This is a genomic window from Pseudomonas sp. PD9R, assembly GCF_019200975.1.
In the GTDB taxonomy this organism is placed as follows: domain Bacteria; phylum Pseudomonadota; class Gammaproteobacteria; order Pseudomonadales; family Pseudomonadaceae; genus Aquipseudomonas.
In genome coordinates, this window is record NZ_JAHTMR010000009.1 from 200,600 (window position 1) to 224,649 (window position 24,050).

Sequence of the window (24,050 nt, forward strand, 5' to 3'; positions counted from 1 at the left end):
TGAATCCCGGTAGTTGTGTACCGAGATTTGCCGAGTTATTGCAATGAGTGGTTACGTTTTAGGGATTTATAGCGGCCACTCAAGGCAGGCCGTTACAGCCATGTTTTAGAAAACCGGGACGTTGCGCCAGGCGTTTGAAGTAATCGTCGACAGCCGGGTAGTCCGGGCGCTCGATGGGCGTCATCAGCCAGCGGTTCACTGACAAGCCAATGACAACGTCGGCCAGCGTAAAACTTGCCCCGGCGACGTAAGCCTTGGTGTGCGCGAGTTGATGTTCGAGGATCGCCATTTTCTGGTTCCAGCCGCGCACGCCGACGGCAAGACGATGGGCGTCCTGGAATTCCGGGTCTTTGCGCACCAACGCCATGAATGCATAGCTCCAGGACGGATTGAGCTCGGTGGCTTGCCAATCCATCCACTGTTCCACCCGCGCGCGCGCGGCAGGTTCGGTGGGCAGCAGGTCGGCATGATGATGGTGGTGTTTGCCGCACAGGTAGCGGCAAATGGTGTTGGACTCCCACAACACGCCCGCCTCATCGATGATCACGGGCACCTGTGCGTTGGGATTGAACCTGAGAAATTCGGGACTGTGGGTCGAGGCAAAACCACTGCCCCAATCCTCACGTTCGTAGGCAATGCCCAGTTCCTCGCAAGTCCACAAGACCTTGCGGACGTTGATCGACGAGGCTTTGCCCAAAATCTTCAGTGAATGTTCCATTGTGCTACTCCGTTAGCGGATTGGTGCGCTACGGGAATTTAACCATGTGCCTGGTTGCCGCCATGAGCAACACCATCAAGGTTAGTTGAAATCCCGTAGGGTGGGCGATGCGTGGTCGGACGGTGCGGTTTTATGGAAGGTATAGCAAGAGTTCGCTCCAGATAAGGGACGAACATGCACTGGGAATGTGCGGCTCGAGTATCGGCTGCTTGAGGACCCAGCCCTGAAGTTGTTGGTCGATGAACACTGGCGTCGATTCAATGCATTTACCGTTAGGGGCGGAGGTCACCTGCTCTACGGAAACAAACAACGGCCCCGGCAGATCGAACACCAGCTCGGAGCGGCTCACCAGTCCGGTGTCTTTACTGGCAATGCATGAGTTTCTGCGCCCACTCAAGTCCGTTGTCATGACGCCTGCGTCTTCAAGGCTCGCATGCCAGACGTTCATCACAACTGACGGCCCATTTCCCCTTGGGTGAGCGGCAAGACAGCTTTTGACCGCTGGCATGAAGCGAGAGTCGCTCAAGTATTGAATCCAACCCTCTGATTGCGATGCCTGAAGTGTCTGGCCGAGGCAAAGCATCAGCAGTGGGCTGAGCATGATCAGTTTGCGCATGGTGGTGTTCATTGGAGGTGGGCGATCGGGGCTGGATTCTGCACGCACCGCTGAACGGGTGCCCGATCAAGGTGTTTCAAAATACGAAACAACCTGGATACCTCATCTAGGAACTGCCGCAGGCTCGGGCCGCGTTTTGACGATCTTTTGATCTTGCCTTTAACAAACAAGATCAAAAGATCGCAGCCTGCGGCAGCTCCTACACAGAGCTATGTGCTTTCGCGCACCATCAATTCAAACCCCATGTCCTGCACCGGTTTGGCCACGGTGTTGCCGGCCATCAGCGTCAACATCTGCTCCGCCGCGCGACGGCCGATCGCCTCACGCGGGGTGTTGATGCTGCTCAGGCGCGGGACCATGTGGGCCGAGGCTGGCAGGTCGTTGAAGCCGAGAATCGACACCTGCTCCGGGATCTTGATCCCGCAGCGCATGGCTTCGAGCAATGCGCCCTGAGCCAGGTCGTCGTTACCGAAGAAGATCGCATCGACATCGGGATGACTGGCGAGCAGTTGCAGGAACAGTTCGCCACCGAGGCCCACGGAGGAGGCGCGTGGGGTCAGCACTTCCAGATCCGGGTCATACAAACTGGCCTTTTGCAGCGCCTTGCGGAAACCTTCGCCGCGCAACAACGTGCGCTGGTCGAGTTGCGCGCCGATATAGGCCAGTCGCTTGCGGCCACGGGACAGCAAATGTTCCGCGGCCGTTTCGCCAGCGGCCAGTTGCGAGAAACCGACGCAATTGAGCCCGGCGCCACTGTCCAGTTCCATCATGTACACGCAGGGAATGTTGCTGGCCTCGATCATCCGCCGCGAACTTTCGGTGCGATCGAAACCGGTCAACAGCAAACCGCGCGGTTGATAAGCCATGTAGTTGCGTAGCAGGTTTTCTTCTTCGTCACGGGAATAGTGGAAGTTGCCAATCAGTACTTCGAAGCCCTTGGGGCGTAGAACCTGATGAATGGCTTCCAGGGTATCGATGAACAAAAGGTTGGACAGTGACGGCACTAAAACCACCACCGAATGGCTCTGGGCCGAGGCCAATGCGCGGGCGGCAGGGTTGACCACGTAGTTGAGGTCAAGCGCGGCTTTCTGGACTTTTTCCACCAGTTCAGCGGCCACTGTGCTGACGCCACGCAAGGCGCGGGACGCGGTGATCGGGCTGACGCCGGCCAGACGGGCAACTTCGTTCAGGGTAGGGCGGCCAGTAGTGCGAGTATTTTTATCGTTCTTGGTCGGGTTCATCGACGGCTTGCCAAACAAAATTCAAGGCACTAAGGTAGCGCTGTCTCGATGCAGCTGCAAATGCGTGAGCGAGGGTTTGCCTGATCCTCGCTTTTTGGCATTGGGAACGAACATGCTGCAACCCACAAAAATGACAAGAAGGCGTCGGCAACTCTACTTTTGGTTGAGTGTCCTGTCTTACAAATACTGTTCCATTTTGACGGCGTCTGTTGCTGTCATGCTGCGTTACCGCTCCTCGCCATAGCCAGCTATGACTCGTCGCGGTGCCTTGCCTGACAACAACAGCCACTCGTCAAAAGGGAACGTATTTGTAAGACAGGACACTAATGTCCTAACTGGCAAAGGTAGCGCTGTCTGCGCGCTGAGGTGTTACATGAATCATCCCATCACCGCCCTGGTCATCATGGGCGTTGCCGGTTGCGGCAAGACTTGCGTCAGCGAAGCTTTGTGCGAGCTCAGCGGCGCCACTGCCATTGAAGGCGACACTTTCCACCCTGCCGCCAATATCGAAAAGATGAGCGCGGGTATCCCCCTGAATGACGAGGACCGTGCCGGGTGGCTCGACACCCTGTGCGATGAGTTGCGCCGCATCGATGCAAGTGGCCAGCGCCCGGTGCTGACCTGCTCGGCCCTCAAACACATCTACCGCGAACGTCTGCGCAGCGCGTTGCCGGGTTTGGGTTTCGTGTTCCTGGAACTGACTCCGGAAGTCGCCGCTGACCGAGTTTCCCATCGTCCGGGCCACTTCATGCCGTCGACGTTGATCGAAAGCCAGTTCGCGACCCTTGAATCTCCGGTTGGCGAACCCTTGACCCTGGCCCTCGATGCATCGAGCCACAGCGTCGATGAACTGGCCGTTCAGGCACACCACTGGTGGCTTGCGCATGGCTTGAAACGCGCCGGTTGATTTTGCTTGCAGAGATAGCGCTGTCCTTATGGCTTTCGAATTACCCGCTTTAATAACAACAACAACCAGGAGACACCCCTAATGTTTGGCATGTCCCACGAGACGTTCCTGCTGCTCGATGCAGTGGTCACGGTAATCGGGCTTATTGTCCTGATCACCAAGTTCAAGTTTCACCCTTTCATTGCCCTGATCATTGCCGCCGCCTTTCTTGGCCTGACGTCCGGTATGCCGATCGGCACCGTGATCAAGGCGTTCCAGGACGGCTTCGGTGGCGTGCTCGGTTTCGTCGGCATCATCCTGGCGCTGGGCACCATGCTTGGCAAAATGATGGCCGAGTCGGGTGGGGCTGACCAGATCGCCCAGACGCTGATCCGCGCCTTCGGCAAGGACAAGGTGCAGTGGGCAATGATGTTCGCCGCGTTCCTGGTTGGCATCCCGCTGTTCTTCGAAATCGGCTTTGTGCTGCTGATCCCGCTGGTGTTCATCGTCGCCCGTCGCACCGGTGTGTCGATCATCAAGATCGGTATCCCGCTGCTGGCCGGTCTGTCCGCCGTGCACGGTCTGGTGCCACCGCACCCTGGCCCGCTGCTGGCGATTGGCGTATTCGGTGCCGACATCGGTAAAACCATCCTGTACGGCCTGATCGTTGCGCTGCCGACGGCCATCATCGCAGGCCCGATCTACGGCACCTTCATTTCCAAGTACATCCCTGGCACGCCTAATCAGGAACTGGTGGATCAACTGGCCCGCGAGCCGGAATCAGCCGACCTGCCAAGCTTCAGCATCACCCTGGTCACCGTGCTGTTGCCGGTGTTCCTGATGTTGCTCAAGACCTTCGCTGATGTGGTGCTGCCGGACGGCAACTTCTTCCGCACCTTCATGGACTTGACAGGTCACCCGATCTCGGCGCTGCTGCTGGCGTTGCTGCTGTCGCTGTATACCTTCGGTCACCGCCAGGGCATCGATTCCAAGCGCATTCTGAAGTTGCTGGATGCCAGCCTTGCGCCGACCGCGGCGATCATTCTGATCATCGGTGCCGGTGGTGGCTTCAAGCAGATGCTGGTGACCAGCGGCGTGGGAGACGTGATCGGCCACATGGCAGTGAACGCGCAGATCTCGCCGATCCTGCTGGCCTGGCTGGTGGCGGCTGTGATTCGTATCGCCACCGGTTCCGCGACCGTGGCGACCATCACTGGCGCAGGCATCGTAGTGCCGGTGGTCGGGATGATTCCGGGCGTGAACCGCGAGCTGCTGGTATTGGCCACCGGTGCTGGTTCGCTGATCCTGTCCCACGTGAACGACGCCGGTTTCTGGCTGGTGAAGCAGTACTTCAACATGACCGTGGCGGAAACCTTCAAGACCTGGACCGCGATGGAAACCATCCTGTCGGTAGTAGGTTTGGGCTTCATCCTGCTGTTGTCGATGTTCGTGTAACCGTTTCGCAAGACACAAAAAAACCGCAGCGATGCGGTTTTTTTGTGGGCGAAATTCCCATGTAGGAGCTGTCGAGTAAAACGAGGCTGCGATCTTTTGATCTTGTTTTTACAAAGCAAAATCAAAAGATCGCAGCCTGCGGCAGCGCCTACAGGTTATTTATTTGCTGACGATCCCGTCCGCCCGAAACATTCCGCGAATCCCGCGTACGGCCTGACGAATCCGGTCCTGGTTTTCGATCAGCGCGAAGCGCACGTGATCATCCCCATACTCACCAAACCCCACACCCGGCGAGACGCAGACTTTGGCCTCGGCCAGCAGCTTTTTGGCGAACTCCAGCGAGCCCAGGTGCGAATAAGCCTCGGGGATCTTGGCCCAGACGTACATCGACGCTTTCGGGTTTTCCACCATCCAGCCCAGTTCATGCAGGCCCTTGACCAGCACATTACGGCGCTGCCGATACTGCTCGGCGATGTCGCGCACGCATTGCTGATCGCCTTCGAGTGCGGCAATCGCCGCCACTTGCAACGGGGTAAAGGTGCCGTAGTCGTGATAGCTCTTGATCCGCGCCAGGGCGTTGACCAGTTCCGGGTTGCCGACCATGAAGCCGATGCGCCAACCGGCCATGTTGTAGCTCTTGGACAGGGTGAAAAACTCCACCGCAATGTCCTTGGCGCCGGGCACCTGCATGATCGACGGGGCTTTCCAGCCGTCGTAGACGATGTCGGCGTAAGCCAGGTCATGCACCACCAGCACGTCGTACTGCTTGGCGAGGGCGATCACCCGTTCGAAGAAGTCCAGTTCCACGCACTGCGCGGTCGGGTTGGACGGGAAGCCGAGGATCATCATTTTCGGCTTCGGGATCGAACCGCGAATCGCCCGTTCCAGTTCGGCGAAGAAGTCCACGCCCGGCACCAATGGCACCGAACGCACCTGAGCGCCGGCAATCACCGCACCGTAGATGTGAATCGGGTAGCTCGGGTTCGGCACCAGGACGGTGTCGCCCTGGTCGAGAGTTGCCAGCATCAAATGCGCCAGGCCTTCCTTGGAACCAATGGTGACAATGGCTTCGGTTTCCGGGTCGATGTCGACCTCGTAGCGCTCCTTGTACCAGTTGGAAATCGCCCGGCGCAAACGCGGAATACCCTTGGACGTCGAGTAGCCGTGCGTGTCTTCGCGCTGAGCGACCTGGACCAGTTTTTCGACAATGTGCGGCGGCGTGGCGCCGTCGGGGTTGCCCATGCTCAAGTCGATGATGTCTTCGCCACGACGTCGGGCGGCCATCTTCAGCTCGGCGGTGATGTTGAAAACGTAAGGGGGGAGTCGATCTATGCGCGCAAAGCGGCGCGGCGAACCTTGTTCGGCCATTGTTGCCTCGGATAACGTAAGCGCCCGGAACCGTCCGAGCGACGCTGGTCACTGCGGTGACCTGTGGCGGAATGTACGGTCAGCTGTGGCAGACTGTCCAGCCTCTCTGTAAACAAATTTTTCCGAAGGAAAGGGTTAGATGGAATTTACCAGTGGCTTCTTGTTGAGCCTTTCGCTATGCCTGGACATTGGCGTGGCCAACATTGCGATGATCACGCTGGCCATGCAGCGCGGCTATTTTCAAGGCTTTGCATTGGGCCTGGGGACTTGTGTCGGCGACCTGATTTACGCGGTGCTGGCGCTGGCCGGCATGACCGTTTTGCTGCAATACGAAACCGTGCGTTGGGTGCTGTGGATCGGCGGTTCGGCGCTGCTGATCTACTTCGCGGCAAAGATGATCTATTCGGCGATTCACCATGAGGCGCTGCTGGCCGAGACTGCCGAGGTGGGGCACAACTCGCATCGCAAGGAGTTCTTCCGTGGGATATTCCTCGCCATGTCGTCGCCCAGCGCGATTCTCTGGTTCGCTGCCGTGGGCGGCACGCTGATCGCTCGTTCCGGGGGCGGTGGCCCGCTCAGTTCGGCGTTGTTCCTCGGCGGATTTCTCTGCGCCGGGTTGCTGTGGTCTGCGGGTCTGTGTTTTGCCGCGAGCCACGGTGGCAAGTTGCTCGGCGACAAACTACTGCGTTACTCATACATGGCATCGGCGGCGATCTTCTGCTATTTCGCGGTGTACGTGATCCTATCGGGTTACAACGAGTTTGTCGGTGCGGGCGCTGTCGAACAGTTACATGCGCTGTAAGTGGGCGAAACGGGTTTGGCTTCTATACTCCCAGCCGAACCCATTTTTCCTTCCAGGAGTCGAGCCATGGATGAGCAAAAAAGCGTCGAAGTGACTGAACCTCGCTTCGAACACGGACACTTCCTGCTGATCGCAGGGCTTGGCGGACGATTTACCCAGCAAACCACCCAAGACATCCCCGCACTTTGGGAAAAATTCATTCCCCACATCGGCAATGTTCCGGGCCAGAAAGGCGAAGTGACCTACGGCATCTGCTGCAATGCGGACGGCAAGGGCAGCTTCGAGTACATCGCCGGGGTGGAAATCAGCAAGCTGGATGACTTGCCCGAACAATATCGCTGGGTTGAAGTTCAGCCTCAGCAGTACGCCGTGTTCGAGCACAAAGGGTCACTGGATTCCCTGCCGCAGACCTTTCAGTACATTTGGAAAACCTGGCTGCCGCAGTCCGGTAAAGAGGCGGCCGACGCCCCGGAATTCGAACGCTACAGCGAAGACTTCAACCCCAAGCTCAATACCGGCAAGCTGGAAATCTGGCTGCCGATCAAGGGCTGATAACCTGTATCGAGAGACGGATCAGGCGATTCGTTTCTCGATGTCGCCTTGCTGCTGATTTATGATCCCCAGTCTTTCCATCGCTGATTCCGAGCTGCTATGAACATCGTCATTCGCAACGTCACGCCTGCCGATCTGGACCGCTGTTTTGCCATCGAAACCGTCGCCTACGAGGGCGATGAAGCAGCAACGCGCGAGAAAATCGCCACCCGCATCGCCACCTGGCCTGAGGGTTTTATCGTCGCTGAAGTGGACGGCGTGATCGCCGGTTTCATCAATTCCGGCGCGGCGTTCCAGGTGGAAATGTCCGACGAAGCGTTCAAGGAGTTGATCGGCCACGACCCGGCCGGACCGCACGTGGTGATCATGTCGGTGGTGGTGCATCCCGATTTTCAGGGGCTGGGCCTGGCGAAGCGCTTGATGGGGGAGTTCATCGAACGCATGCGCGACATGGGCAAGGCCAGCATCCATCTGATGTGCAAGGAGCGGCATATTCCGCTTTACGCCGGGTTTGGTTTTGCCTATATCAAGCCATCGGCGTCCGACCATGGCGGGATGGCGTGGCATGAGATGGTCCTCAATCTCTAATACGCCCGATGTAGGAGCTGTCGGGTGCAACGAGGCTGCGAGTTTTTGATCTTGAAAAAACAAAATCAAAAGATCGCAGCCTGCGGCAGTTCCTGCAGGAGGTTGTGACGATTCAGAAAATCAAACCCATCCGCCGTTCGTAACCGATCCGGCCCTTGTACGCTTCGCCACTGTCGACCCAGCCGAACTGGCTGTAGAGCGCGATGGCGGCTGCGTTATCCGCATCCACCGACAATTCCAGCCCTCTGATTTCCGGCCAGGCCAGGCGCGCTGCTTCGGGTAACCCGTGCAGGCAAGCCTTGCCATAACCTTTGCCCTGAGCACGTTGATCAACCTGCAATGCATGTAAGGTGGCGCTGTGTTCGTCGGCCCAGGCCGGCAGCACCGGCGGGCGTTTGAGCAGCAGGAAGGCGACCGGAACTGCATCGGCCAGCAAGGCGAACCCTTTGACGCCGGGGCCGGGTTTCGACAGCAGCGTATGCAATGCACCGTGGATATCACCGGAAAACTTGATTTGTTCCGGGTGAACTTCAATCGCCTCGACCTGCTGGCGCTGCAGCGCATTCAGGCTTTCGTAAGGCACGAGTCGGGCTGTCACTGGAGTGTCCTTTTTCCAACAGAAATGAGCCTCGGATTCTAGCGAGTTTGCATTCATGGGTTATTTTTATTTCGACTGTCGATTTGTTGTTTTGCCAGACGACTAAGGGTGTCTTCAAAACAAAAAACACGGAGAACCACCATGAATGCACAGACCGAAATCCAGAACCTGATCGAGACCTATCGCCAGGCCGTCATGGCCAAGGACGTGGACAAAGTCATGACCCTGTACGCCGGTGACATCGTCTCCTTCGACGCGGTCAAGGCCCTGCAATTCAAAGGCAAAGAGGCCTATCGCGCGCATTGGGAGGATTGCATGAAGATGTGCCCGGGCCCGCATATCTTTGAGTTCCACGACATCCGGATCGAGTCGTCTCAAGAGATTGCCTTCGCCCACTGGCTGACCCATTGCGGAGGCACTAACGACAAGGGTGAAACCCAAGCCTGCTGGATGCGCGGTACCGCCTGCTATCGGCAGGAAGGGGGTGTGTGGCTGATCGTCCATGAACACTGGTCGGCGCCATTCGACATGGCCAGCGGCGCAGCCTTGTTCGATCTGAAGCCCTGATCGTCGGGAAGCCAAGCCAGAATGCCAATCTGCGACCATAGTTGTTCGGTCGATAAGGAGAGCGTGATGAAGTACTTATGCCTGGTCTACAGCGATGAACAGTTGCTGCATTCGCTGCCGGAAAGCCCGAAAGACGAGGAGTGCATGGCCTATGCCGAGTCGATCCAGGGCGGTGGCCGGATGATCGCGGCCGAGGCGCTGGAATCGGTGCAGACCGCCACCACCGTGCGCATGCGCAACGGCAAAGTGTCGATCACTGATGGCCCGTTCGCCGAAACCAAGGAGCAATTGGCCGGTTTCTACCTGATTGATGCCAAGGACCTCAATGAAGCTCTACAGGTCGCCGGAAACATTCCGGCGGCCCGGGTTGGCAGTGTCGAAGTGCGCCCTGTTCGCCAGTTGAATCCCTGAGATGCCGGGCGTTTCGGTGCGGGCGCGGGTCGAGCAGGTTTATCGCGATGAGTCGCGGCGAATCCTGGCGACGCTGATCCGCTTGCTCGGCGATTTCGACCTCGCTGAAGAAGCCTTGCACGAGGCGTTTTTCGTCGCGGTCGAGCGCTGGCAGCAGGACGGCGTGCCGGATAATCCGCGCACCTGGCTGGTGTCTACCGGGCGTTTCAAGGCCATCGACGTGTTGCGGCGGCGCGCACGCTTCGCCGCATCTCGCCCGTTGTTGATCGCGCAACTGGAGGCGCTGGAGCAGGCCGACTGGAGTGACGAAGACGTGGAAGATGATCGCCTGCGCCTGATCTTTACCTGTTGTCACCCGGCACTGGCGGCGGACGCCCAAGTCCCGTTGACCCTGCGCGAAGTCTGCGACCTGACCACGGAAGAAATCGCCCGGGCCTTTCTTTCGGCACCGGCCACCATCGCCCAGCGCATCGTGCGCGCCAAGGCGAAAATCCGCGACGCGAAAATCCCCTACCAAGTGCCGTCCCTCGCAGAACTGCCCGAACGCCTCGACAGCGTGCTGCGGGTGATTTATCTGGTGTTCAACGAAGGCTATTCAGCGTCGGTCGGTGCGCAGGTAACTCGCGAAGATTTGACCCGTGAAGCCATTCGCCTGGGTCGTCTGTTGATGGAGTTGTTGCCTGAACCGGAAGTCATGGGATTGCTGGCGCTGATGTTGCTGCATGAATCCCGGCGCATGGCCCGGACATCCTCGAACGGCGAACTGATTTTGCTGGATGAGCAGGATCGTCATGTGTGGGACCGCGAGATGATTGCCGAAGGTTGTGCGCTGGTGGAGCGGGCGTTGGGCACTCGCCGATTTGGCCCGTATTGCTTGCAGGCGGCGATTGCGGCGGTGCATGCCGAAGCGCCGTCGGTGGATGAAACCGATTGGGTACAGATCGTCGGGCTGTATGACGTACTGCTGCAGACGATGCCATCGCCGGTGATCGAATTGAACCGCGCGGCGGCCATGTCCAAACGCGATGGTCCGTTGGCGGGGCTGGCGCTGGTCGAGGCAATTCTGGCGCGGGGGGAACTGCTGGATTATCACCTGGCGCATTCGGCGCGGGCGGAGTTTTGTCGGCAGTTGGGCAGGGTGGAGCAAGCGCGGGAGGCGTATGAGCGGGCGCTTGAGTTGACGCAGCAAGTGCCGGAACGGCGGTTTATCGAGGGGCGGCTCAAGGAACTGGAATAGCTTGGGATCTGTTGTGTGGCTGCTGGCCTCTTCGCGGGCAAGCCTCGCTCCTACAGGTATCGAATAAACCCTGTAGGAGCGAGGCTTGCCCGCGAATGGCCACGCCGCTATTCCAACATCTTGCCCAACAACCAGCTCCCCGCCGGCCCCGGCGGATGCAGCCGCGACCACAGGGCATCCACCGACACCGTTTTCGGCCAGCCACGCACTTGCAGCTCCAGCAAAGTGCCCGGTCCAAACCGCTCTACCAGCCAGCGGGGCAACGGTGCCCAGCCGAATCCGCCCTGGGCCATTTCCAGCAGCATCAAGTAACTCGGGGCTGACCAGACGCGACCCTTAGCTCGGCTTTCATAGGGATTGACGATGGTCGCCAGGCGTAACTCGCGATGCTGTTGCAACTGCTCCTGATTGACCTTTTTCAGCAGGGCCAAGGGATGTTGGGGAGAGACGAACAAAGCAATGTCCGTGCGTTCGTCCACTGTCGAGCTGACCAGGTCTGGCGGATAACTGTCCTGCATTTCGGCGAAGGCCACCTGCGCCCGGCCGCTCTGAACCAGCGACACCAGGTCATCACATTCAGCGATCAGGCATTCGAGTTCCAGGTCCGGATAACGCTGCTCGAAGGCACTGAGCGACGCTTCGAATCGGTCGGACTGGTAAGTGTCGGAAAGCGCCACGGTCAGCTTCGCCTCGACCCCTTGGGACAGTTGGCTGGCGGTCATTTCCAGGCGGCTGGTGGCGGCGAGAATGTCCTCGGCGCGTTGCAGCATCACATGCCCGGCCGGGGTGAGCGTGGGCTTGCGGCTGCTGCGGTCGAACAACGTCAGATTGAGGTCGATCTCCAGGCTGGCTACCGCCGCGCTGATGGTCGACTGACTGCGCCCCAATTTACGCGCCGCGGCAGAAAACGAACCTTGAGTCGCGGCCTGGACGAACGCCTGTAACACTTCCTGGGAAGCCATGAACTATCGCCTTGATCGATGGTTATTGGTTATGAAGTATCGATGCGATGTAAGACCATGGCAACCACAGTCACTCAAGGGGGGCAGGCCATGAGCGCCAACAAATCCATCACTGAACGTATTTTCCAGGCCATCGGTTTCGAGTTGCTGGCCATTTTGATTTGTACGCCGTTACTGGCATGGATCATGGACAAACCGATGCTGGAGATGGGCGTCGTCACCCTCGTCATAGCGGCCCTTGCCCTGGCCTGGAACGTGGTCTTCAACGGCTTTTTCGATCGGCTGCTCAAGCGTTTCGCGATTGTGCATAGCGCCTGGGTCCGCGTGGTGCATGCGCTGTTGTTCGAAGGCGGCCTGGTTGCACTCGGCGTGCCGCTGATTGCCTGGTGGCTGAACATCAGCCTGTGGCAGGCGTTCTTGCTGGACATTGGCGTGCTGCTGTTTTTCCTGCCTTACACCTACGTTTACCACTGGGTGTATGACGTGGTTCGGGAGCGGCTTGTAATACGCAGCAGGGTTTGTGAAGGGTAAAAGCCAAAGATCGTAGCCTTCGGCAGCGCCTACATTTGGAATGCGTTCCCTGTAGGAGCTGCCGAAGGCTGCGATTTTTTCAACTGCGTTAGCCCAGGGTATGTGCAGCAGTATGGCGTGCCGGAGCGGCTGGAGGATCTTGCGCAACATCGGCTGGTGCATTACGTCGGTGTGCTGGGTGCGCGGTCTGAAGGGTTTGTCTACGAGGCGTAAGGCAAGCTACAACGACTGCCGATGAGCGGGAGTGTCACGGTCAACAGCACCGATGCCTACGAGTCGGCGTGCCTGGGGGGTTTCGGTCTGATCCAGGCGCCGAGGATGGGCATGCACCCGTACTTGCTCAGCGGTGAACTGGTGGCGGTGTTGCCGCAGTTCAATGCGCCGTCGATGGAGGTGTCGCTGCTGTATGCCCGGCAACGGCATTTGCCGCTGCGGGTGAGAGTGTTCATGGATTGGTTGGGGAAAATCATCCAGTCCATGACGTAGCACATTACCCTGCGGGAGCGAGCTTGCTCGCGATGAGGTCAAAACATGCAACATCCATGTTGACTGTCAGATTGCAATCGCGAGCAAGCTCGCTCCCACAGTGTTTTGCGGTGTTCAGAAGATTTGGGTGAACAACCAATACAGGCTGCCCGACAACAAAATCGCCGCCGGCAAGGTCAGCACCCAGGCCATCAGCAGGTTGCGGATGGTCTTCATCTGCAGGCCGCCGCCATTGGCGACCATGGTCCCGGCCACGCCTGACGACAACACGTGAGTGGTCGATACCGGCAAGCCGAACATGTCAGCGGCGCCGATGGTCAGCATGGCCACGGTTTCCGCCGAAGCGCCTTGGGCGTAGGTCAGATGGGTCTTGCCGATCTTCTCGCCGACCGTCACCACGATGCGCTTCCAGCCGACCATGGTGCCCAGGCCCAGGGCGATGGCCACCGCGATTTTCACCCACAACGGAATAAAGCGCGTGGCGTTGTCGATCTGTTGCTTGAACAGTTGCAGCTTGCCGGTGGTGTCGGCGTCGAAAGTGCCGACCTTGTTCTTGTCCATCAGGCGAATGGTTTCGCTGGTCAGGTACATGTCGTTACGCACGTTGCCCATGGCCTCGGCCGGAACTTTCGACAGCGAACCGTAACCCTTCACTTCGTTACCAATGTTGCCCGTCAGCGCGGCGAGCGCAGGAACCAGTTGCGGCGTGACTTCCTTGGTCCGCACGTAATCGGACAACACCGGGCGCGGATCGGCCGGCGCCGGCAGTGGCGCAGCTTTGACCAGCGCTTGCTGGGTGACTTCGGCGACGGCCGCGAACTGCAACGCCTGGTCCGCCGGCATGGTGCGGTTCAGTGCGTAGGCCATCGGCAGAGTGCCGACCAGAATCAGCATGATCAGGCCCATGCCTTTCTGACCGTCGTTGGAACCGTGGGCGAACGACACACCGGTGCACGTCAGGATCAGCAGGCCTCGAATCCACCACGGTGGCGGGGTTTCGCCTTTAGGTTCTTTGTACAGCGCGCGGTTCTTGACGAAGGCACGCAAGGCGAGCAACAACAGGGCTGCGCAGCCGAAGCCGACCAGTGGCGAAAGCAGCAGGGCGTAACCGATCTTGGTTGCTTGCGCCCAGTCCACACCGCTGGTGCCGTCGCGTCCGTGCATCAGCGCGTTGGCGACGCCGACGCCGATGATCGAACCGATCAAAGTGTGCGACGACGACGCCGGCAGGCCCAGCCACCAGGTGCCGAGGTTCCACAGGATCGCCGCGATCAGCAGGGCGAAGATCATGGCGAACCCGGCGGATGAACCGACTTGCAGGATCAGCTCCACCGGCAGCAGCGCGATGATGCCGAACGCCACGGCACCGCTGGACAGCAACACGCCGAGGAAGTTGAAAAAGCCGGACCAGACCACCGCGAAGTTCGGCGGCAACGAGTTGGTGTAAATCACTGTGGCGACGGCGTTGGCGGTGTCGTGGAAGCCATTGACGAACTCGAAGCCAAGCGCGATCAACAATGCCACGCCCAACAACAGGAACGGCGTCCAGGTGGTGACCACCGTGCCGAGTTCGTGCATGTCGTGCATCAGGCTGTATGCAGTGAACAGCAAGCCGATGGACAGCACGGCAAAAAACACCACGATGGTCAGCAGGCCGGGTTTCTTGTCGAATTGTGGCTTGGCGCTACCGGCGGATACCGGGGCGGCGGTGAAGGAGGGCGTAGCCATCACGGACATTCCTGAGGAGGGAAGGAGTACCCGTGATAATCGTTGCCAATTGTTACAGGGAGACAGCTTTGGGTCAGTGTTTGCGGTTTTTAAAAGCAAAATCAACAGATCGAAGCCTGCGCCAGCTCCTTCATTGAAATGCGATCCCTGTAGGAGCTGACGCAGGCTGCGATCTGTTGATCCTAATAATCCCCGCGCTTGCGAAACGCCCACCGCCCGGCAATCAACGTAAACGTCGCCACTAATGCCACCAGAATCCAGAACCCTTCCGGGTCTTGGGAAAGCGGCACCCCACCAACGTTCATGCCAAAGAAACCGGCGATGATGTTGATCGGCAGCGCCAGCACCGTCACCACGGTCAACGTAAACAGCGTGCGGTTGCTTTGTTCGTTGAGGTTGGCGGCGATTTCTTCCTGCAACAGCTTGATCCGTTCGCCCAGTGCCGTCAGGTCGTTGATGATCAGCGCGAACTCCTCGGTGGACTTGCGCAGCTCCTTCACGTCTTCCTTTTGCAGCCATGGCGGCGGTCGGTTAAGCAGGCGCAGCAACGACCCCGGCTCCAGCGCCAACAGACGTTGCAGGCGCACCAGCACCCGGCGGTTGGCACCTAGCTCGGCGCGATTGGTCGACAAACGTGAGGACAGCAACTCATCTTCGATCTGGTCCACGCTCAGGCTGGTTTTGCGCACGATCTGCGTCAGCACTTCGCCCTGATCGCGCAGCAGGTGCACCAGCAATTCCAACGGTGAGCGAAAGCACTCGCCGGCCTTCACTGACGAACGCAACTTGTCCACCGAGTGCAGCGGCTGCAGGCGTGCGCTGATGATCAGCCGACTGCGCGCACACACCCACAGCGTCGAGACATCCGACGAAACCATGCTGCTGAGGTTGAACACCACGTCGTTGACCACCGCCAACAGCGCCGAATCGACATGCTCGATGCGCGTCGAGCGTGAACCTTCATGCAAGGCTTCGAAAAACTCGTCGGGCAATTCCAGATGGCTTTTCATCCAGCGCTCGCACGCGGCATGGGCGAGGTTCAGGTGCAGCCAGAGGAATTCGTCGCTGTCGTCCGGTTGTTGCAGGATCTGCAGAGCCTTGGCCGAGTCAATCTCTCGACCCCGTTCACCGGGGCGAAAACTGAAACCGTAAAGCAGGCCGAACAGGTCCGGGTCGCGATGGCTTTGATCGATGCTGTGATTCATGGGAGCTCGCAAGGGAAGGCGCCTGTCGCGGGTTTTACAGGTTCACTTGAGCCGCATCATCGCAAGACTGTTTGACCGTTTTGTGACGATCTGGTGACGGGGTCGCGGGTATGTATCGGTGTTGAGGCCGAATGGCTACACAGTCGATCTCAAGCGCGGTCAGGGTCTGTCGATGATGGGAAACGTCGAACCACATTGGAGACCGCCCATGGTCAGCATCACATCCGTATCGATCACCCAGCCGCTGTCGAGCACATCGACCACTTCGACCAACGCTAAGAACACTGAAGACACGTCGACGACGACGGCAACGACCACGGCATCCACCGACAGCACCAAGGTGTCCGCCGGTGGCGCACCTGCGGCAGGTGGCAGCAGTTCCAGCAGCAGTGAAGAATCCGATTCGGTGAAGGCACTGCGCAAGCAGATCGCCGAGCTGCAAAAGCAGTTGCAGGAACAACAGCAGCAACTGCAGGCCGCCCAGGCCAAGCAGGAAAGCGAAGATGCCAAGGCTGCCGATGTGGCGGCCGCTCAGTCGCAAATCGCATCGACATCCGCCTCGTTACAAACCGCCACGGCCTCGCTGTTGCAGGCATTGCAGAATGAGGGCGGCAGCACGTCCGGGTCTTTGGTCAGTACTTCAGCCTGACCCATCGAATGACAGCAGATGCAAAAAAGCCGCACGATCCGAAAATCGTACGGCTTTTTTGCTGCGTGCATCAGTCCTGTTTGTTTTTCAGGACTTCACCGGTGGCGGCGTTCAAATCCACATCCCATTCAACACCCTTGGCATCGCGCAGTTCGACTTCGTACTCATAGAGATTGGAATGTTTATCCAGGTCGCTGTCGGTGATCGTGGCCCCCGGATGCAGTTTCAGCACGATCTGGTTCAGTTCTTCCAGTGGCTTGATCTTGCCATCCTTGACCAGTTGAGGAATCTGGTCGACGGGAACGTCGTGAGCCTGGGCCAAACCAGCGGTGAGGGTCAGGGTCGCGGCGGTGAATAGGGCAGTCAGGGTTTTCATGGGCTTCTTTCCTTGGGCGAGCTGTTTAAGTGAGATCAGGTTAGCTGGCGTAACTTAATCCACCCTTAAATTAACGATGCCTGCACCACTGTCATCGCGAGCGATGCAGCACCTGTGGGAGCGTGGCTTGCCCGCGATAGGGTCGACTCGGTGCTGTGTCATGCACCCAATCAAAACCCATTATTTTGCAGCACCTGTCCGACACTCGCCGCCGCCGGTCGTTTATAAAACTTCAACAACTCGCTGGCGCGGTTGGTGAAGATGCCGTCAACGCCAGCTTCCATGACCTTCTGGTAATCCACTGCATCGTCGACGGTGTAAACGTGCACCAGCATTCCCTGATCATGGGTGTACTGGTTCATCCACGGTTTCACCAGGTCGGTGTAACTCTGATCGCCACCTTGGGTCAGCGCAGCGGACGGGCCGGTGCCGATTGCGCCCTGGGCCTTGGCGTAGTCAATCCATTGCTGGAATTCAGCTTTGTCCTTCGGTTGCTGTTTGGCGTAATAAGCCGCTTTGTCCTGCTCGCCAGAATCGGCAAAGCTCACCCTGGATTCAGGCTCGATACTGCCTTCGCCAACCCACAGCAGCAGGACCTTCGGCACCTGAGGCATTTCTTTTTGCAGCAATTCGAGGCTGCTCTTCTCGAAGGTTTGCAGCACCACCTTGCCGTGGCCCTGACCGACCGCCAGCTCGCTATTCGCCGGTTTCGAATCCGCCGGGATCAACCAGCCGCGCGCCTGAAGTTTGTCCTTGAGATCGCGTTCAATGCCGGGAAACTGCTTGGGCTCTTTGGTTTCAATGTAAAGACCTGGCTTATGCAGCGGATTGCCCTCGGCGATGTCGATGATTTCATCGAGGGTAAGGATTTTCAGGCCGACAAACGCGGGCCGGGCGCGATCCGGGTAAGCCGTGTTGAACCAGCTGCCGGCATCCAGGGTTTTCAGTTCGGCGAGGGTGAACGCGTTGGCGGGACTGTCCTTGCGTTCGGGGAATTTTGTCGCGACGTCAGTGGTGCGTTGCAGCTTGTTGTCATGCAGGGCAAACAGCACGCCATCCTTGCTGCGTTGCAGGTCCATCTCCAGGTAATCGGCGCCGAGGTCGCGGGCTGTTTTATAAGCGGCGGCGGTTGACTCCGGTGCGTCAAAAGATGCGCCACGATGGGCAATCACTGCCGGGTGCGGGATGCCCAAACTGGCGGCCAGCGCAGTTGGGTTGGGCTCGGTGGCGGCCTGCGCCTGGCCAAGGCCGAGCAGCAGGCTCAGCAGCAGGACGCTTTTGCTGAAGTTTGCGGGCATGGTCGAGATCCTTTCGCGATGGTTTACGAAGACATCTCTTTTAGCAACTGAGCGTGACAGGCGCTATCGCCAGACCGACATAAACTGCCGGTAGCAGATTTTTTCAGCGCATTTGTGCGGTTCTTTGCATTACTCTTGGCCTCGGCAACTTCCCCGGCAGAGGGAATTCCACTCGCCCACCTCGCGTGTAAACCATCGATCACCGGTCCTTGACGACCCCTTGTGAGGTTTCCATGCGCATCACTTCCCAGCACATCTGCCAGGCCGCCGACCAACTCAAAGGCTTCGTCGGCCTCAATCGCAAAACCGGCCATTACATCGTTCGTTTCAGCGAAGACGGTCTAAAAAACACAGCATCAACTACAGCTTGAACTCATAAGCCCGCTCAACTTTGCACACCCGCGTATGACACCGCGAATACCACGTCGACCGCCCCCGCTCACGAATCGCACTGTGCTGCGGATGATGCTTCCACGCCAGAATCGCCGCCTCGCTAATCCAGTACGACACAGTAATTCCCAATCCGTCATCGCCTCGCGCCGACTCCACTCCCAGAAACCCCGGCTGTTCACGCGCCAGCTCGACCATGCGCTCGGCCGCCTCGGCATAACCCTGGTCACCCTCGGTGCGCAGCGAGGTGAAGATCACCGCGTAGTAAGGCGTGGGCGGAGTGTTGGCGGTCATGGTTTTGGCCTCGCACAGGCTTCGATCAACGCCCGCACCAGCGGTGGCAAGATACCCTCGAGCGCGGCGCGTTCTGGCTGAAACAGCGTGGCGATGAAGAACGGATGATCGCTGAGTTCCAGCGCACGCAAGCCCTGCGCCGAGTCGTGACCGACACTGTGAAGCTCATGTTTGAGCAGCTCACGCTCGAACTCAGGATTCACACCGTAGCTGCAGCGATACCCTTCACGGATCTCGGAGGTTTCGTACGCCTTGGCGATCAACGAGCCTTCAACCAAATGAATGCTGTCGACGGCTTCCACCAGCGAACACGCCAGCGGCGTAATCAATGCCCGTGCCGCGTCGGGTGATGTCTCGCCGTGTTCGGCATCCGACCAACCGAGTACGTTGCGCGCATATTCCAATACCGCGTGTTGAAAGCCGCCGCAGGTCCCGAGGAAAGGTCTTCGTTGTTCACGAGCAAAACGAATTGCCCGCAACGCGCCGTCCATGTCGCGGTAAGGGCTGGCGGGCACGCACCAGAAACCGTCGAACCCAGCCAGTGGGGTGACAGCGTTGATGCTGTCGGTAGCCAGCCATTGACCTTGCACGTTCAGGCCGCTGTATTCGGCGGCCATTTCGAGGGCGACTGGAATGGCCTGGTGGGCGGTGACTTGTGGGTCGTAGTCGCCGATCAGGGCGATGCGGATGTTTGACTCAGGCGATGCGGTATCCATGCGATTTTCCTTCGGGCGACGATGCTTTTTGTGGCGAGGGAGCTTGCTCCCGCTGGGCTGCGAAGCGGCCTTAATTACCGCAACTGCTGCGCAGTCGGACGGGAGCAAGCCCCCTCGCCACCTGCAATTTATGCAGTTGGGTTGTTCGTTTCTGGTGCCCACTATAAATTGGCGTTCACGCACTCAATATTGGCGTTTTCCCAAGTGATCAATGCAGCTGTGCACTATCGACTGGACTACCCGGACCTGGCGCTGATTCTCGCTTTGGTGCGCGGCGGCTCTCTGTCCCGGGCCTCGGCGCTGTTGAAAGTGGATGTCTCGACGGTGTTCCGCGCCGTTCGCAGGCTGGAAGCGGCGCTCGGGCAGCAGTTATTCGAAAAGAGTCGCGCCGGTTACTTGCCAACGACGCTGGCGCAGACCTTGGCCGAGCAAGCGGAGCGCGCCGAACAAGCGTTGGAAGCGGCGCGCATTGGCGTAGAGCAGGGCGGCGAAGTCATCAGCGGCACCGTGCGCCTGACCTGCACTGATTCAGTCCTGCAAGGCTTGCTGTTGCCGGCGCTGGCGCAGTTCATGCCCAACTATCCAGCGCTGACCATTGAACTGAGTACCTCCAACGACTTCGCCAACCTTCGCCGTCGAGACGCAGACATTGCTCTGCGCTTGACCCGCACACCGCCCGAACATTTGGTGGGGCGGCGTCTGGCGGATGTTTCATATCGGGTATGCGCCAGCGAACGTTATCTGAAATCGGTCGACGCCAATGATCTGGCCTCACTCACCTGGATCGCCCCGGACGACTTTTTGCCCGATCACCCAACCATCGCCTGGCGCCGTCAAGCGTTGCCGGGTGTGACGCCGGGGTATCGCTGCAACAGCATGTTGTCGGTCACCGAACTGGTACGGGCAGGGTTGGGAGTGGCGGCGTTGCCGGACTTTTTGATCGGCGATGGATTGCAGCCGCTGGGCGAACCGCTGCACGGTTACGACACTGCGTTGTGGTTGCTCACTCGTCCGGATTGTCGGGCGTTGCGTTCGGTCGTTACGCTGTTCGACGAATTGGGGCGCGCACTGAAATTGCCGTGAAGTCGCTTAGGCTTTCGGCTCTTCCTTGCGTACAAATTGCTGATGCATCTCCGTGGTCAGGTTCTCGATGCGTTCGGTAAGGGCCTTGGTCATCTCTGTCAGGCGGGTGTTTTGCTCAAGCAACTCCAGCAACTGTGCGGAGTTGTGCGCCGCTTGCGCCTGACGTTCGGTGTTGGCCACTGCCAGCGCTTCGCGGTGCTGCGCATCGGCATCGGACTGCGCTTTGTCCCGCGCCGCCTGACGGGTCTGGGCCAGCAGAATCAGCGGCGCGGCATACGCCGATTGCAAGCTGAACGCCAGGTTAAGCAGGATGAACGGATACACATCAAAGTGGGTAACACCGGCGATGTTGAGGCACACCCAGAGCACAACAATCAGCGTCTGCGCCCCTAGAAAAGTCGGCGTGCCGAAGAACCGAGCAAAGGCTTCGGCACGCAGGGCAAATTTGTCATTGCCGAATGTCGGCGCCAAGTGAGCGTGAGGACGATGGAAACGCAGGTGATCGACGGGGGCGGCGGTATCGCTGGGTGTGGTAGTCATGATGCTCTCTGCATAGCGGTGGGACTTAGGCCACTATAGCCCCGACGCCAGTTTCATTCTGAAACACATTGCAGTATTCATTTCACAGCGGTCGACAATGTCATTTATTACAGCTGATAGCAGGCCAGGAACATGTCCAGCGCGGACTCCACGACAGTGCGCTGAACCTCGGAGGTCAAAGCCGGCATTCCCATGGAAATCTGCGGCCAAAACGCAAAGGATTTGAGTAACCCCTGCACTTGTTGTGCAGCAAATTCAGGAGCGACCGGTTTCAATCGACCATCGGCCTGGGCTGCGCGAATCCAAACGGTCAGGCCTTCTTCGCGTTCACCCATACGGGCGACCATGTTCTGCGCGCGCTCAGGGGAATGAATCGTCGCTGCAATAGCCACCCGCGCCAAGTCCAGAAAATTGTCATCGCCCAGCATTTGCAGCTTGGTTGTCAGTAGTGGGCGTAACTGGTCGCGCAACGCCATATCGGAGCGGTAGGGCGTTTCCTGTTCTGCCGTCAATCGCGCCCACAATTGATTGAGAATCTCGGCGAACAACTCTTCCTTGCTGGGGAAATGGTTGTACACCGTTCGCTTCGACACGCCGGCAGTGGCCGCGATCTTGTCCATGCTCGTGATGTCGAAGCCGTTGGCACGGAATTCGGCAATCGCCGCCTGAATGATGGCTTCGCGTTTTCGGTCGGTGAGGCGCTGTGGAACTGTCATAAATACGCTTCGGCAGAGGAGAGATGAAAATTACACTTGGTAGTTTACTTGTCATCGGCTTTGATGCAACCTAGAAACTACACTGTGCAGTGTAATGTTTTGTTAATCCTGCCCGGTCAAAAATAGAGTGTTCGGCTAATGCGTGCGTGCCTTGGCCATTTATCGTCCCACCGTGAAAAACTGCGAGCGCTGCGGTTTTTCTGGAGTCATTCAGTCATGGCCAACTCAACTTCCCCGGCGGACAACGCCTCCACGCCTGAAGCATCCCACCAAGCCGAAGGTAGTTTTAGAAACCATGCGCCTGTGAAGCGCGAAGGCTTTCGCAAAACCCTGCGCATCCTGTGGAACGTCATTTTCCACAAGCCACGCGACACGCGTCCGAGTGCTCCGATCCCGGTGCAACCTCTGACGCAAGCGGCGCTGATTGCCGCGCCCAACCACAGCGTCTACCGCCTGGGCCATTCCACGGTCCTGCTCAAGCTTCGGGATAAATTCTGGATCACCGACCCAGTCTTCGCCGAGCGTGCCTCGCCGGTGCAATGGGCCGGCCCCAAGCGTTTCCATCAGCCGCCGATCGGCCTGGACGAATTGCCACCGATTGAAGCGGTAATCCTTTCCCACGACCACTACGATCACCTCGACTATGAAGCGGTGCTGAAAATCGCCGACAAGACCCAATACTTCCTCACTCCGCTGGGCGTCGGCGACACCCTGATCAAATGGGGCATCGACGCCAGCAAAGTCCGGCAACTGGATTGGTGGCAGGACACCGAAGTCGAAGGCATCCGCTTCATCGCCACCCCTTCACAACACTTCTCCGGCCGTGGCCTGTTCGACGGCAACAGCACACTCTGGGCTTCGTGGGTGATGATCGACGGCGACACCCGCATCTTCTTCAGCGGCGACAGCGGCTACTTCGACGGCTTCAAACGCATCGGCGAACAATATGGCCCATTCGACGTGACCCTCATGGAAACCGGTGCCTACAACGTCGAATGGCCACACGTGCACATGCAACCCGAACAAACCCTGCAAGCCCACATCGATCTCAAGGGCCGCTGGCTATTGCCGATTCACAACGGCACGTTCGATTTGTCGATGCATGCCTGGTACGAACCCTTCGATCGCATCCTGGCTTTGGCTTGGGAACGTAGTGTTTCCATCACCACGCCGCAGATGGGTGAGGCGTTTAACCTGATGTATCCGCAGCGCGGTGGTGCTTGGTGGTTGGCGGTGGAAGGGGAGACTGATCGGGTGGCGGTTTCGAATACCTGATGCATGGAAGCCGGGCCGCTTGCCATAAACGCGGCCCGTGCAGAACCATCACTCAACCATCGCAAAATCCGCCCGCCCCACCGGATTCGGCGTAGTCCCCTTCACATTCATCCCGCGCCCCGGCGCAAACCCCGGGAAGAACACCAGCCCCTCCGATTCAAACCGATACGCCAACGCCAGGCGGGTGACATCCAGCACATCACGCTTGGCCTCGAAGCGCTGAATGGCGTCCAGGGAAACCCCGGCCTCCAGCGCCAGCTCTTCCACACTCCAGCCCAGCATCGCTCGGGCCTGGGCGCAGTGGGCCGGGGTGAATTGGAAGAGGGCGATACGTTCCAGGGTGATTTTCATCGCTTGAGAGGCCATGGTGTTCTCCGGGCTCGAGAGTGTGGATGCAAAATATACTGTGTTTTTGTACAGTTGTTTTGAGCCCGAATCAAATGCATTTTTGATTTTTTCTGATTCGCCCCATACGACCGGACGGACGGTGTCTGCCAAATTTTGCGACGGAATAGGATCAAGCAGGGTTGGAATCAGAAAGGGTTTTCGCAAGAATTAGCGGCAACACCCTTCAAACAGTCAATCCCGTTCCAATGCGCTCATGGGTTTGAGGTTGATGATGATGCATGATTTGCTGACCGACGCAGAGTTATCAGTCCTCAGCGAAGAGGTGTTGGACTACATCTCGGATGTTGGTCGTCGGCCCTATAAGCTTGAGTGGGTCGACGAGATCGTGCGGCAGGACTGACAACCGCTTTTAAC

The 24,050-nt window shown here is 58.6% G+C and carries 28 protein-coding genes and 2 pseudogenes; 15 read left to right on the forward strand and 15 right to left on the reverse strand.

The window, feature by feature from the left end:
* Positions 1–79: 79 nt before the first annotated feature.
* The 3 genes from KUF73_RS18775 to KUF73_RS18785 all read right to left on the reverse strand — a co-directional run bounded on the left by KUF73_RS18775 (position 80) and on the right by KUF73_RS18785 (position 2,575).
* Positions 80–718 (reverse strand): glutathione S-transferase family protein, encoded by a 639-nt coding sequence (locus KUF73_RS18775; RefSeq protein ID WP_218439548.1) that lies wholly within the window; start codon positions 716–718, stop codon positions 80–82.
* Between the two features lie 130 nt (positions 719–848).
* Positions 849–1,334, reverse strand: a complete 486-nt coding sequence (locus KUF73_RS18780; RefSeq protein ID WP_218439549.1) for a hypothetical protein — start codon at positions 1,332–1,334, stop codon at positions 849–851.
* 209 nt (positions 1,335–1,543) lie between these two features.
* Positions 1,544–2,575: a LacI family DNA-binding transcriptional regulator gene (locus tag KUF73_RS18785; protein ID WP_218439550.1), complete on the reverse strand. Its 1,032-nt coding sequence runs from the start codon at positions 2,573–2,575 to the stop codon at positions 1,544–1,546.
* Between the two features lie 373 nt (positions 2,576–2,948).
* Here KUF73_RS18785 and KUF73_RS18790 point away from each other — a divergent pair, with 373 nt between their 5' ends.
* On the forward strand, positions 2,949–3,482 hold the full coding sequence (locus KUF73_RS18790) for a gluconokinase (RefSeq protein WP_218439551.1): 534 nt from the start codon (positions 2,949–2,951) through the stop codon (positions 3,480–3,482).
* Positions 3,483–3,563: 81 nt separating this feature from the next.
* Positions 3,564–4,916 (forward strand): GntP family permease, encoded by a 1,353-nt coding sequence (locus KUF73_RS18795; RefSeq protein ID WP_218439552.1) that lies wholly within the window; start codon positions 3,564–3,566, stop codon positions 4,914–4,916.
* 159 nt (positions 4,917–5,075) lie between these two features.
* On the opposite strand, the gene alaC is transcribed toward KUF73_RS18795, so the two are convergent.
* The gene (gene alaC / locus KUF73_RS18800) at positions 5,076–6,284 is read right to left on the reverse strand and encodes an alanine transaminase (RefSeq protein ID WP_218439553.1); all 1,209 of its coding nucleotides are present in this window, start codon (positions 6,282–6,284) and stop codon (positions 5,076–5,078) included.
* Between the two features lie 139 nt (positions 6,285–6,423).
* Here alaC and KUF73_RS18805 point away from each other — a divergent pair, with 139 nt between their 5' ends.
* The 3 genes from KUF73_RS18805 to KUF73_RS18815 all read left to right on the forward strand — a co-directional run bounded on the left by KUF73_RS18805 (position 6,424) and on the right by KUF73_RS18815 (position 8,226).
* The gene (locus KUF73_RS18805) at positions 6,424–7,086 is read left to right on the forward strand and encodes a LysE family translocator (RefSeq protein WP_218439554.1); all 663 of its coding nucleotides are present in this window, start codon (positions 6,424–6,426) and stop codon (positions 7,084–7,086) included.
* A gap of 66 nt (positions 7,087–7,152) precedes the next feature.
* Positions 7,153–7,638 (forward strand): GyrI-like domain-containing protein, encoded by a 486-nt coding sequence (locus tag KUF73_RS18810; RefSeq protein WP_218439555.1) that lies wholly within the window; start codon positions 7,153–7,155, stop codon positions 7,636–7,638.
* 99 nt (positions 7,639–7,737) lie between these two features.
* Entirely contained in the window at positions 7,738–8,226 is a 489-nt protein-coding gene (locus KUF73_RS18815) for a GNAT family N-acetyltransferase (protein ID WP_218439556.1), read from the forward strand.
* Positions 8,227–8,338: 112 nt separating this feature from the next.
* On the opposite strand, the gene KUF73_RS18820 is transcribed toward KUF73_RS18815, so the two are convergent.
* Positions 8,339–8,824: an N-acetyltransferase gene (locus KUF73_RS18820; RefSeq protein WP_218439557.1), complete on the reverse strand. Its 486-nt coding sequence runs from the start codon at positions 8,822–8,824 to the stop codon at positions 8,339–8,341.
* Positions 8,825–8,965: 141 nt separating this feature from the next.
* On the opposite strand from KUF73_RS18820, the gene KUF73_RS18825 reads away from it, so the two are divergent.
* The 3 genes from KUF73_RS18825 (at position 8,966) to KUF73_RS18835 (ending at position 11,039) form a co-directional block, all read left to right on the forward strand.
* Complete coding sequence (locus KUF73_RS18825; RefSeq protein WP_218439558.1) at positions 8,966–9,391, forward strand: nuclear transport factor 2 family protein; 426 nt, start codon at positions 8,966–8,968, stop codon at positions 9,389–9,391.
* 66 nt (positions 9,392–9,457) lie between these two features.
* Entirely contained in the window at positions 9,458–9,802 is a 345-nt protein-coding gene (locus KUF73_RS18830; RefSeq protein WP_218439559.1) for a YciI family protein, read from the forward strand.
* Position 9,803: 1 nt separating this feature from the next.
* Positions 9,804–11,039: an RNA polymerase sigma factor gene (locus tag KUF73_RS18835; protein WP_218439560.1), complete on the forward strand. Its 1,236-nt coding sequence runs from the start codon at positions 9,804–9,806 to the stop codon at positions 11,037–11,039.
* 107 nt (positions 11,040–11,146) lie between these two features.
* Here the strand turns inward: KUF73_RS18835 and KUF73_RS18840 are convergent, their stop codons facing one another.
* Positions 11,147–12,001: a LysR family transcriptional regulator gene (locus KUF73_RS18840; protein WP_218439561.1), complete on the reverse strand. Its 855-nt coding sequence runs from the start codon at positions 11,999–12,001 to the stop codon at positions 11,147–11,149.
* Between the two features lie 90 nt (positions 12,002–12,091).
* On the opposite strand from KUF73_RS18840, the gene KUF73_RS18845 reads away from it, so the two are divergent.
* Both KUF73_RS18845 and KUF73_RS18850 read left to right on the forward strand, forming a co-directional pair.
* Positions 12,092–12,532, forward strand: a complete 441-nt coding sequence (locus KUF73_RS18845; protein ID WP_218439562.1) for a multidrug/biocide efflux PACE transporter — start codon at positions 12,092–12,094, stop codon at positions 12,530–12,532.
* Positions 12,533–12,613: 81 nt separating this feature from the next.
* Positions 12,614–13,018: pseudogene (locus KUF73_RS18850) on the forward strand (LysR substrate-binding domain-containing protein); the annotation flags it as partial.
* Between the two features lie 114 nt (positions 13,019–13,132).
* On the opposite strand, the gene KUF73_RS18855 reads toward KUF73_RS18850, so the two are convergent.
* On the reverse strand, positions 13,133–14,746 hold the full coding sequence (locus KUF73_RS18855) for an inorganic phosphate transporter (protein ID WP_218439563.1): 1,614 nt from the start codon (positions 14,744–14,746) through the stop codon (positions 13,133–13,135).
* A gap of 182 nt (positions 14,747–14,928) precedes the next feature.
* On the reverse strand, positions 14,929–15,951 hold the full coding sequence (locus KUF73_RS18860) for a transporter (RefSeq protein ID WP_218439564.1): 1,023 nt from the start codon (positions 15,949–15,951) through the stop codon (positions 14,929–14,931).
* A 208-nt stretch (positions 15,952–16,159) separates the two neighbouring features.
* Between KUF73_RS18860 and KUF73_RS18865 the strand changes: the two genes are divergently transcribed.
* Entirely contained in the window at positions 16,160–16,600 is a 441-nt protein-coding gene (locus tag KUF73_RS18865; RefSeq protein ID WP_218439565.1) for a hypothetical protein, read from the forward strand.
* A 70-nt stretch (positions 16,601–16,670) separates the two neighbouring features.
* Here the strand turns inward: KUF73_RS18865 and KUF73_RS18870 are convergent, their stop codons facing one another.
* A complete protein-coding gene (locus KUF73_RS18870) occupies positions 16,671–16,976 on the reverse strand; it encodes a PepSY domain-containing protein (RefSeq protein ID WP_218439566.1) in 306 nt (101 codons plus the stop codon).
* 170 nt (positions 16,977–17,146) lie between these two features.
* Positions 17,147–18,274 (reverse strand): glycerophosphodiester phosphodiesterase, encoded by a 1,128-nt coding sequence (locus KUF73_RS18875; protein WP_218439567.1) that lies wholly within the window; start codon positions 18,272–18,274, stop codon positions 17,147–17,149.
* Between the two features lie 233 nt (positions 18,275–18,507).
* Between KUF73_RS18875 and KUF73_RS18880 the strand changes: the two are divergent.
* Positions 18,508–18,612 (forward strand): annotated as a pseudogene (locus KUF73_RS18880) (DUF2025 family protein); the annotation flags it as partial.
* A 22-nt stretch (positions 18,613–18,634) separates the two neighbouring features.
* On the opposite strand, the gene KUF73_RS18885 reads toward KUF73_RS18880, so the two are convergent.
* Positions 18,635–18,958 (reverse strand): antibiotic biosynthesis monooxygenase, encoded by a 324-nt coding sequence (locus tag KUF73_RS18885; RefSeq protein ID WP_218439568.1) that lies wholly within the window; start codon positions 18,956–18,958, stop codon positions 18,635–18,637.
* Positions 18,955–19,674 carry a CTP synthase gene (locus KUF73_RS18890; protein ID WP_218439569.1) on the reverse strand — a complete coding sequence of 240 codons (720 nt, stop codon included), beginning with the start codon at positions 19,672–19,674 and terminating at the stop codon, positions 18,955–18,957. Before KUF73_RS18890 ends, KUF73_RS18885 begins: the two co-directional genes overlap by 4 nt.
* A gap of 141 nt (positions 19,675–19,815) precedes the next feature.
* Here KUF73_RS18890 and KUF73_RS18895 point away from each other — a divergent pair, with 141 nt between their 5' ends.
* Entirely contained in the window at positions 19,816–20,757 is a 942-nt protein-coding gene (locus tag KUF73_RS18895; protein ID WP_218439570.1) for a LysR family transcriptional regulator, read from the forward strand.
* Positions 20,758–20,763: 6 nt separating this feature from the next.
* Here the strand turns inward: KUF73_RS18895 and KUF73_RS18900 are convergent, their stop codons facing one another.
* Entirely contained in the window at positions 20,764–21,297 is a 534-nt protein-coding gene (locus tag KUF73_RS18900; protein WP_218439571.1) for a DUF1003 domain-containing protein, read from the reverse strand.
* 107 nt (positions 21,298–21,404) lie between these two features.
* Positions 21,405–22,013: a TetR/AcrR family transcriptional regulator gene (locus tag KUF73_RS18905; protein ID WP_218439572.1), complete on the reverse strand. Its 609-nt coding sequence runs from the start codon at positions 22,011–22,013 to the stop codon at positions 21,405–21,407.
* A 216-nt stretch (positions 22,014–22,229) separates the two neighbouring features.
* On the opposite strand from KUF73_RS18905, the gene KUF73_RS18910 reads away from it, so the two are divergent.
* Positions 22,230–23,288 (forward strand): MBL fold metallo-hydrolase, encoded by a 1,059-nt coding sequence (locus tag KUF73_RS18910; protein WP_218439573.1) that lies wholly within the window; start codon positions 22,230–22,232, stop codon positions 23,286–23,288.
* 48 nt (positions 23,289–23,336) lie between these two features.
* On the opposite strand, the gene KUF73_RS18915 is transcribed toward KUF73_RS18910, so the two are convergent.
* Positions 23,337–23,654 carry a helix-turn-helix transcriptional regulator gene (locus KUF73_RS18915; RefSeq protein WP_218439574.1) on the reverse strand — a complete coding sequence of 106 codons (318 nt, stop codon included), beginning with the start codon at positions 23,652–23,654 and terminating at the stop codon, positions 23,337–23,339.
* 250 nt (positions 23,655–23,904) lie between these two features.
* Here KUF73_RS18915 and KUF73_RS31440 point away from each other — a divergent pair, with 250 nt between their 5' ends.
* The gene (locus tag KUF73_RS31440) at positions 23,905–24,036 is read left to right on the forward strand and encodes a hypothetical protein (protein WP_256345661.1); all 132 of its coding nucleotides are present in this window, start codon (positions 23,905–23,907) and stop codon (positions 24,034–24,036) included.
* Positions 24,037–24,050: the final 14 nt, after the last annotated feature.

Coding starts and splice junctions, on each gene's coding strand:
- KUF73_RS18900 (WP_218439571.1), bottom strand. CDS start 21,297: ATGACTACCACACCCAGCGATACCGCCGCCCCCGTCGATCACCTGCGT.
- KUF73_RS18775 (WP_218439548.1), bottom strand. CDS start 718: ATGGAACATTCACTGAAGATTTTGGGCAAAGCCTCGTCGATCAACGTC.
- KUF73_RS18780 (WP_218439549.1), bottom strand. CDS start 1,334: ATGCGCAAACTGATCATGCTCAGCCCACTGCTGATGCTTTGCCTCGGC.
- KUF73_RS18915 (WP_218439574.1), bottom strand. CDS start 23,654: ATGGCCTCTCAAGCGATGAAAATCACCCTGGAACGTATCGCCCTCTTC.
- KUF73_RS18875 (WP_218439567.1), bottom strand. CDS start 18,274: ATGCCCGCAAACTTCAGCAAAAGCGTCCTGCTGCTGAGCCTGCTGCTC.
- KUF73_RS18825 (WP_218439558.1), top strand. CDS start 8,966: ATGAATGCACAGACCGAAATCCAGAACCTGATCGAGACCTATCGCCAG.
- KUF73_RS18865 (WP_218439565.1), top strand. CDS start 16,160: ATGGTCAGCATCACATCCGTATCGATCACCCAGCCGCTGTCGAGCACA.
- KUF73_RS18795 (WP_218439552.1), top strand. CDS start 3,564: ATGTTTGGCATGTCCCACGAGACGTTCCTGCTGCTCGATGCAGTGGTC.
- KUF73_RS18830 (WP_218439559.1), top strand. CDS start 9,458: ATGAAGTACTTATGCCTGGTCTACAGCGATGAACAGTTGCTGCATTCG.
- KUF73_RS18835 (WP_218439560.1), top strand. CDS start 9,804: ATGCCGGGCGTTTCGGTGCGGGCGCGGGTCGAGCAGGTTTATCGCGAT.
- KUF73_RS18855 (WP_218439563.1), bottom strand. CDS start 14,746: ATGGCTACGCCCTCCTTCACCGCCGCCCCGGTATCCGCCGGTAGCGCC.
- KUF73_RS18905 (WP_218439572.1), bottom strand. CDS start 22,013: ATGACAGTTCCACAGCGCCTCACCGACCGAAAACGCGAAGCCATCATT.
- alaC (WP_218439553.1), bottom strand. CDS start 6,284: ATGGCCGAACAAGGTTCGCCGCGCCGCTTTGCGCGCATAGATCGACTC.
- KUF73_RS18785 (WP_218439550.1), bottom strand. CDS start 2,575: ATGAACCCGACCAAGAACGATAAAAATACTCGCACTACTGGCCGCCCT.
- KUF73_RS18860 (WP_218439564.1), bottom strand. CDS start 15,951: ATGAATCACAGCATCGATCAAAGCCATCGCGACCCGGACCTGTTCGGC.
- KUF73_RS18885 (WP_218439568.1), bottom strand. CDS start 18,958: ATGACCGCCAACACTCCGCCCACGCCTTACTACGCGGTGATCTTCACC.
- KUF73_RS18910 (WP_218439573.1), top strand. CDS start 22,230: ATGGCCAACTCAACTTCCCCGGCGGACAACGCCTCCACGCCTGAAGCA.
- KUF73_RS18890 (WP_218439569.1), bottom strand. CDS start 19,674: ATGGATACCGCATCGCCTGAGTCAAACATCCGCATCGCCCTGATCGGC.
- KUF73_RS31440 (WP_256345661.1), top strand. CDS start 23,905: ATGATGATGCATGATTTGCTGACCGACGCAGAGTTATCAGTCCTCAGC.
- KUF73_RS18790 (WP_218439551.1), top strand. CDS start 2,949: ATGAATCATCCCATCACCGCCCTGGTCATCATGGGCGTTGCCGGTTGC.
- KUF73_RS18845 (WP_218439562.1), top strand. CDS start 12,092: ATGAGCGCCAACAAATCCATCACTGAACGTATTTTCCAGGCCATCGGT.
- KUF73_RS18815 (WP_218439556.1), top strand. CDS start 7,738: ATGAACATCGTCATTCGCAACGTCACGCCTGCCGATCTGGACCGCTGT.
- KUF73_RS18810 (WP_218439555.1), top strand. CDS start 7,153: ATGGATGAGCAAAAAAGCGTCGAAGTGACTGAACCTCGCTTCGAACAC.
- KUF73_RS18870 (WP_218439566.1), bottom strand. CDS start 16,976: ATGAAAACCCTGACTGCCCTATTCACCGCCGCGACCCTGACCCTCACC.
- KUF73_RS18840 (WP_218439561.1), bottom strand. CDS start 12,001: ATGGCTTCCCAGGAAGTGTTACAGGCGTTCGTCCAGGCCGCGACTCAA.
- KUF73_RS18805 (WP_218439554.1), top strand. CDS start 6,424: ATGGAATTTACCAGTGGCTTCTTGTTGAGCCTTTCGCTATGCCTGGAC.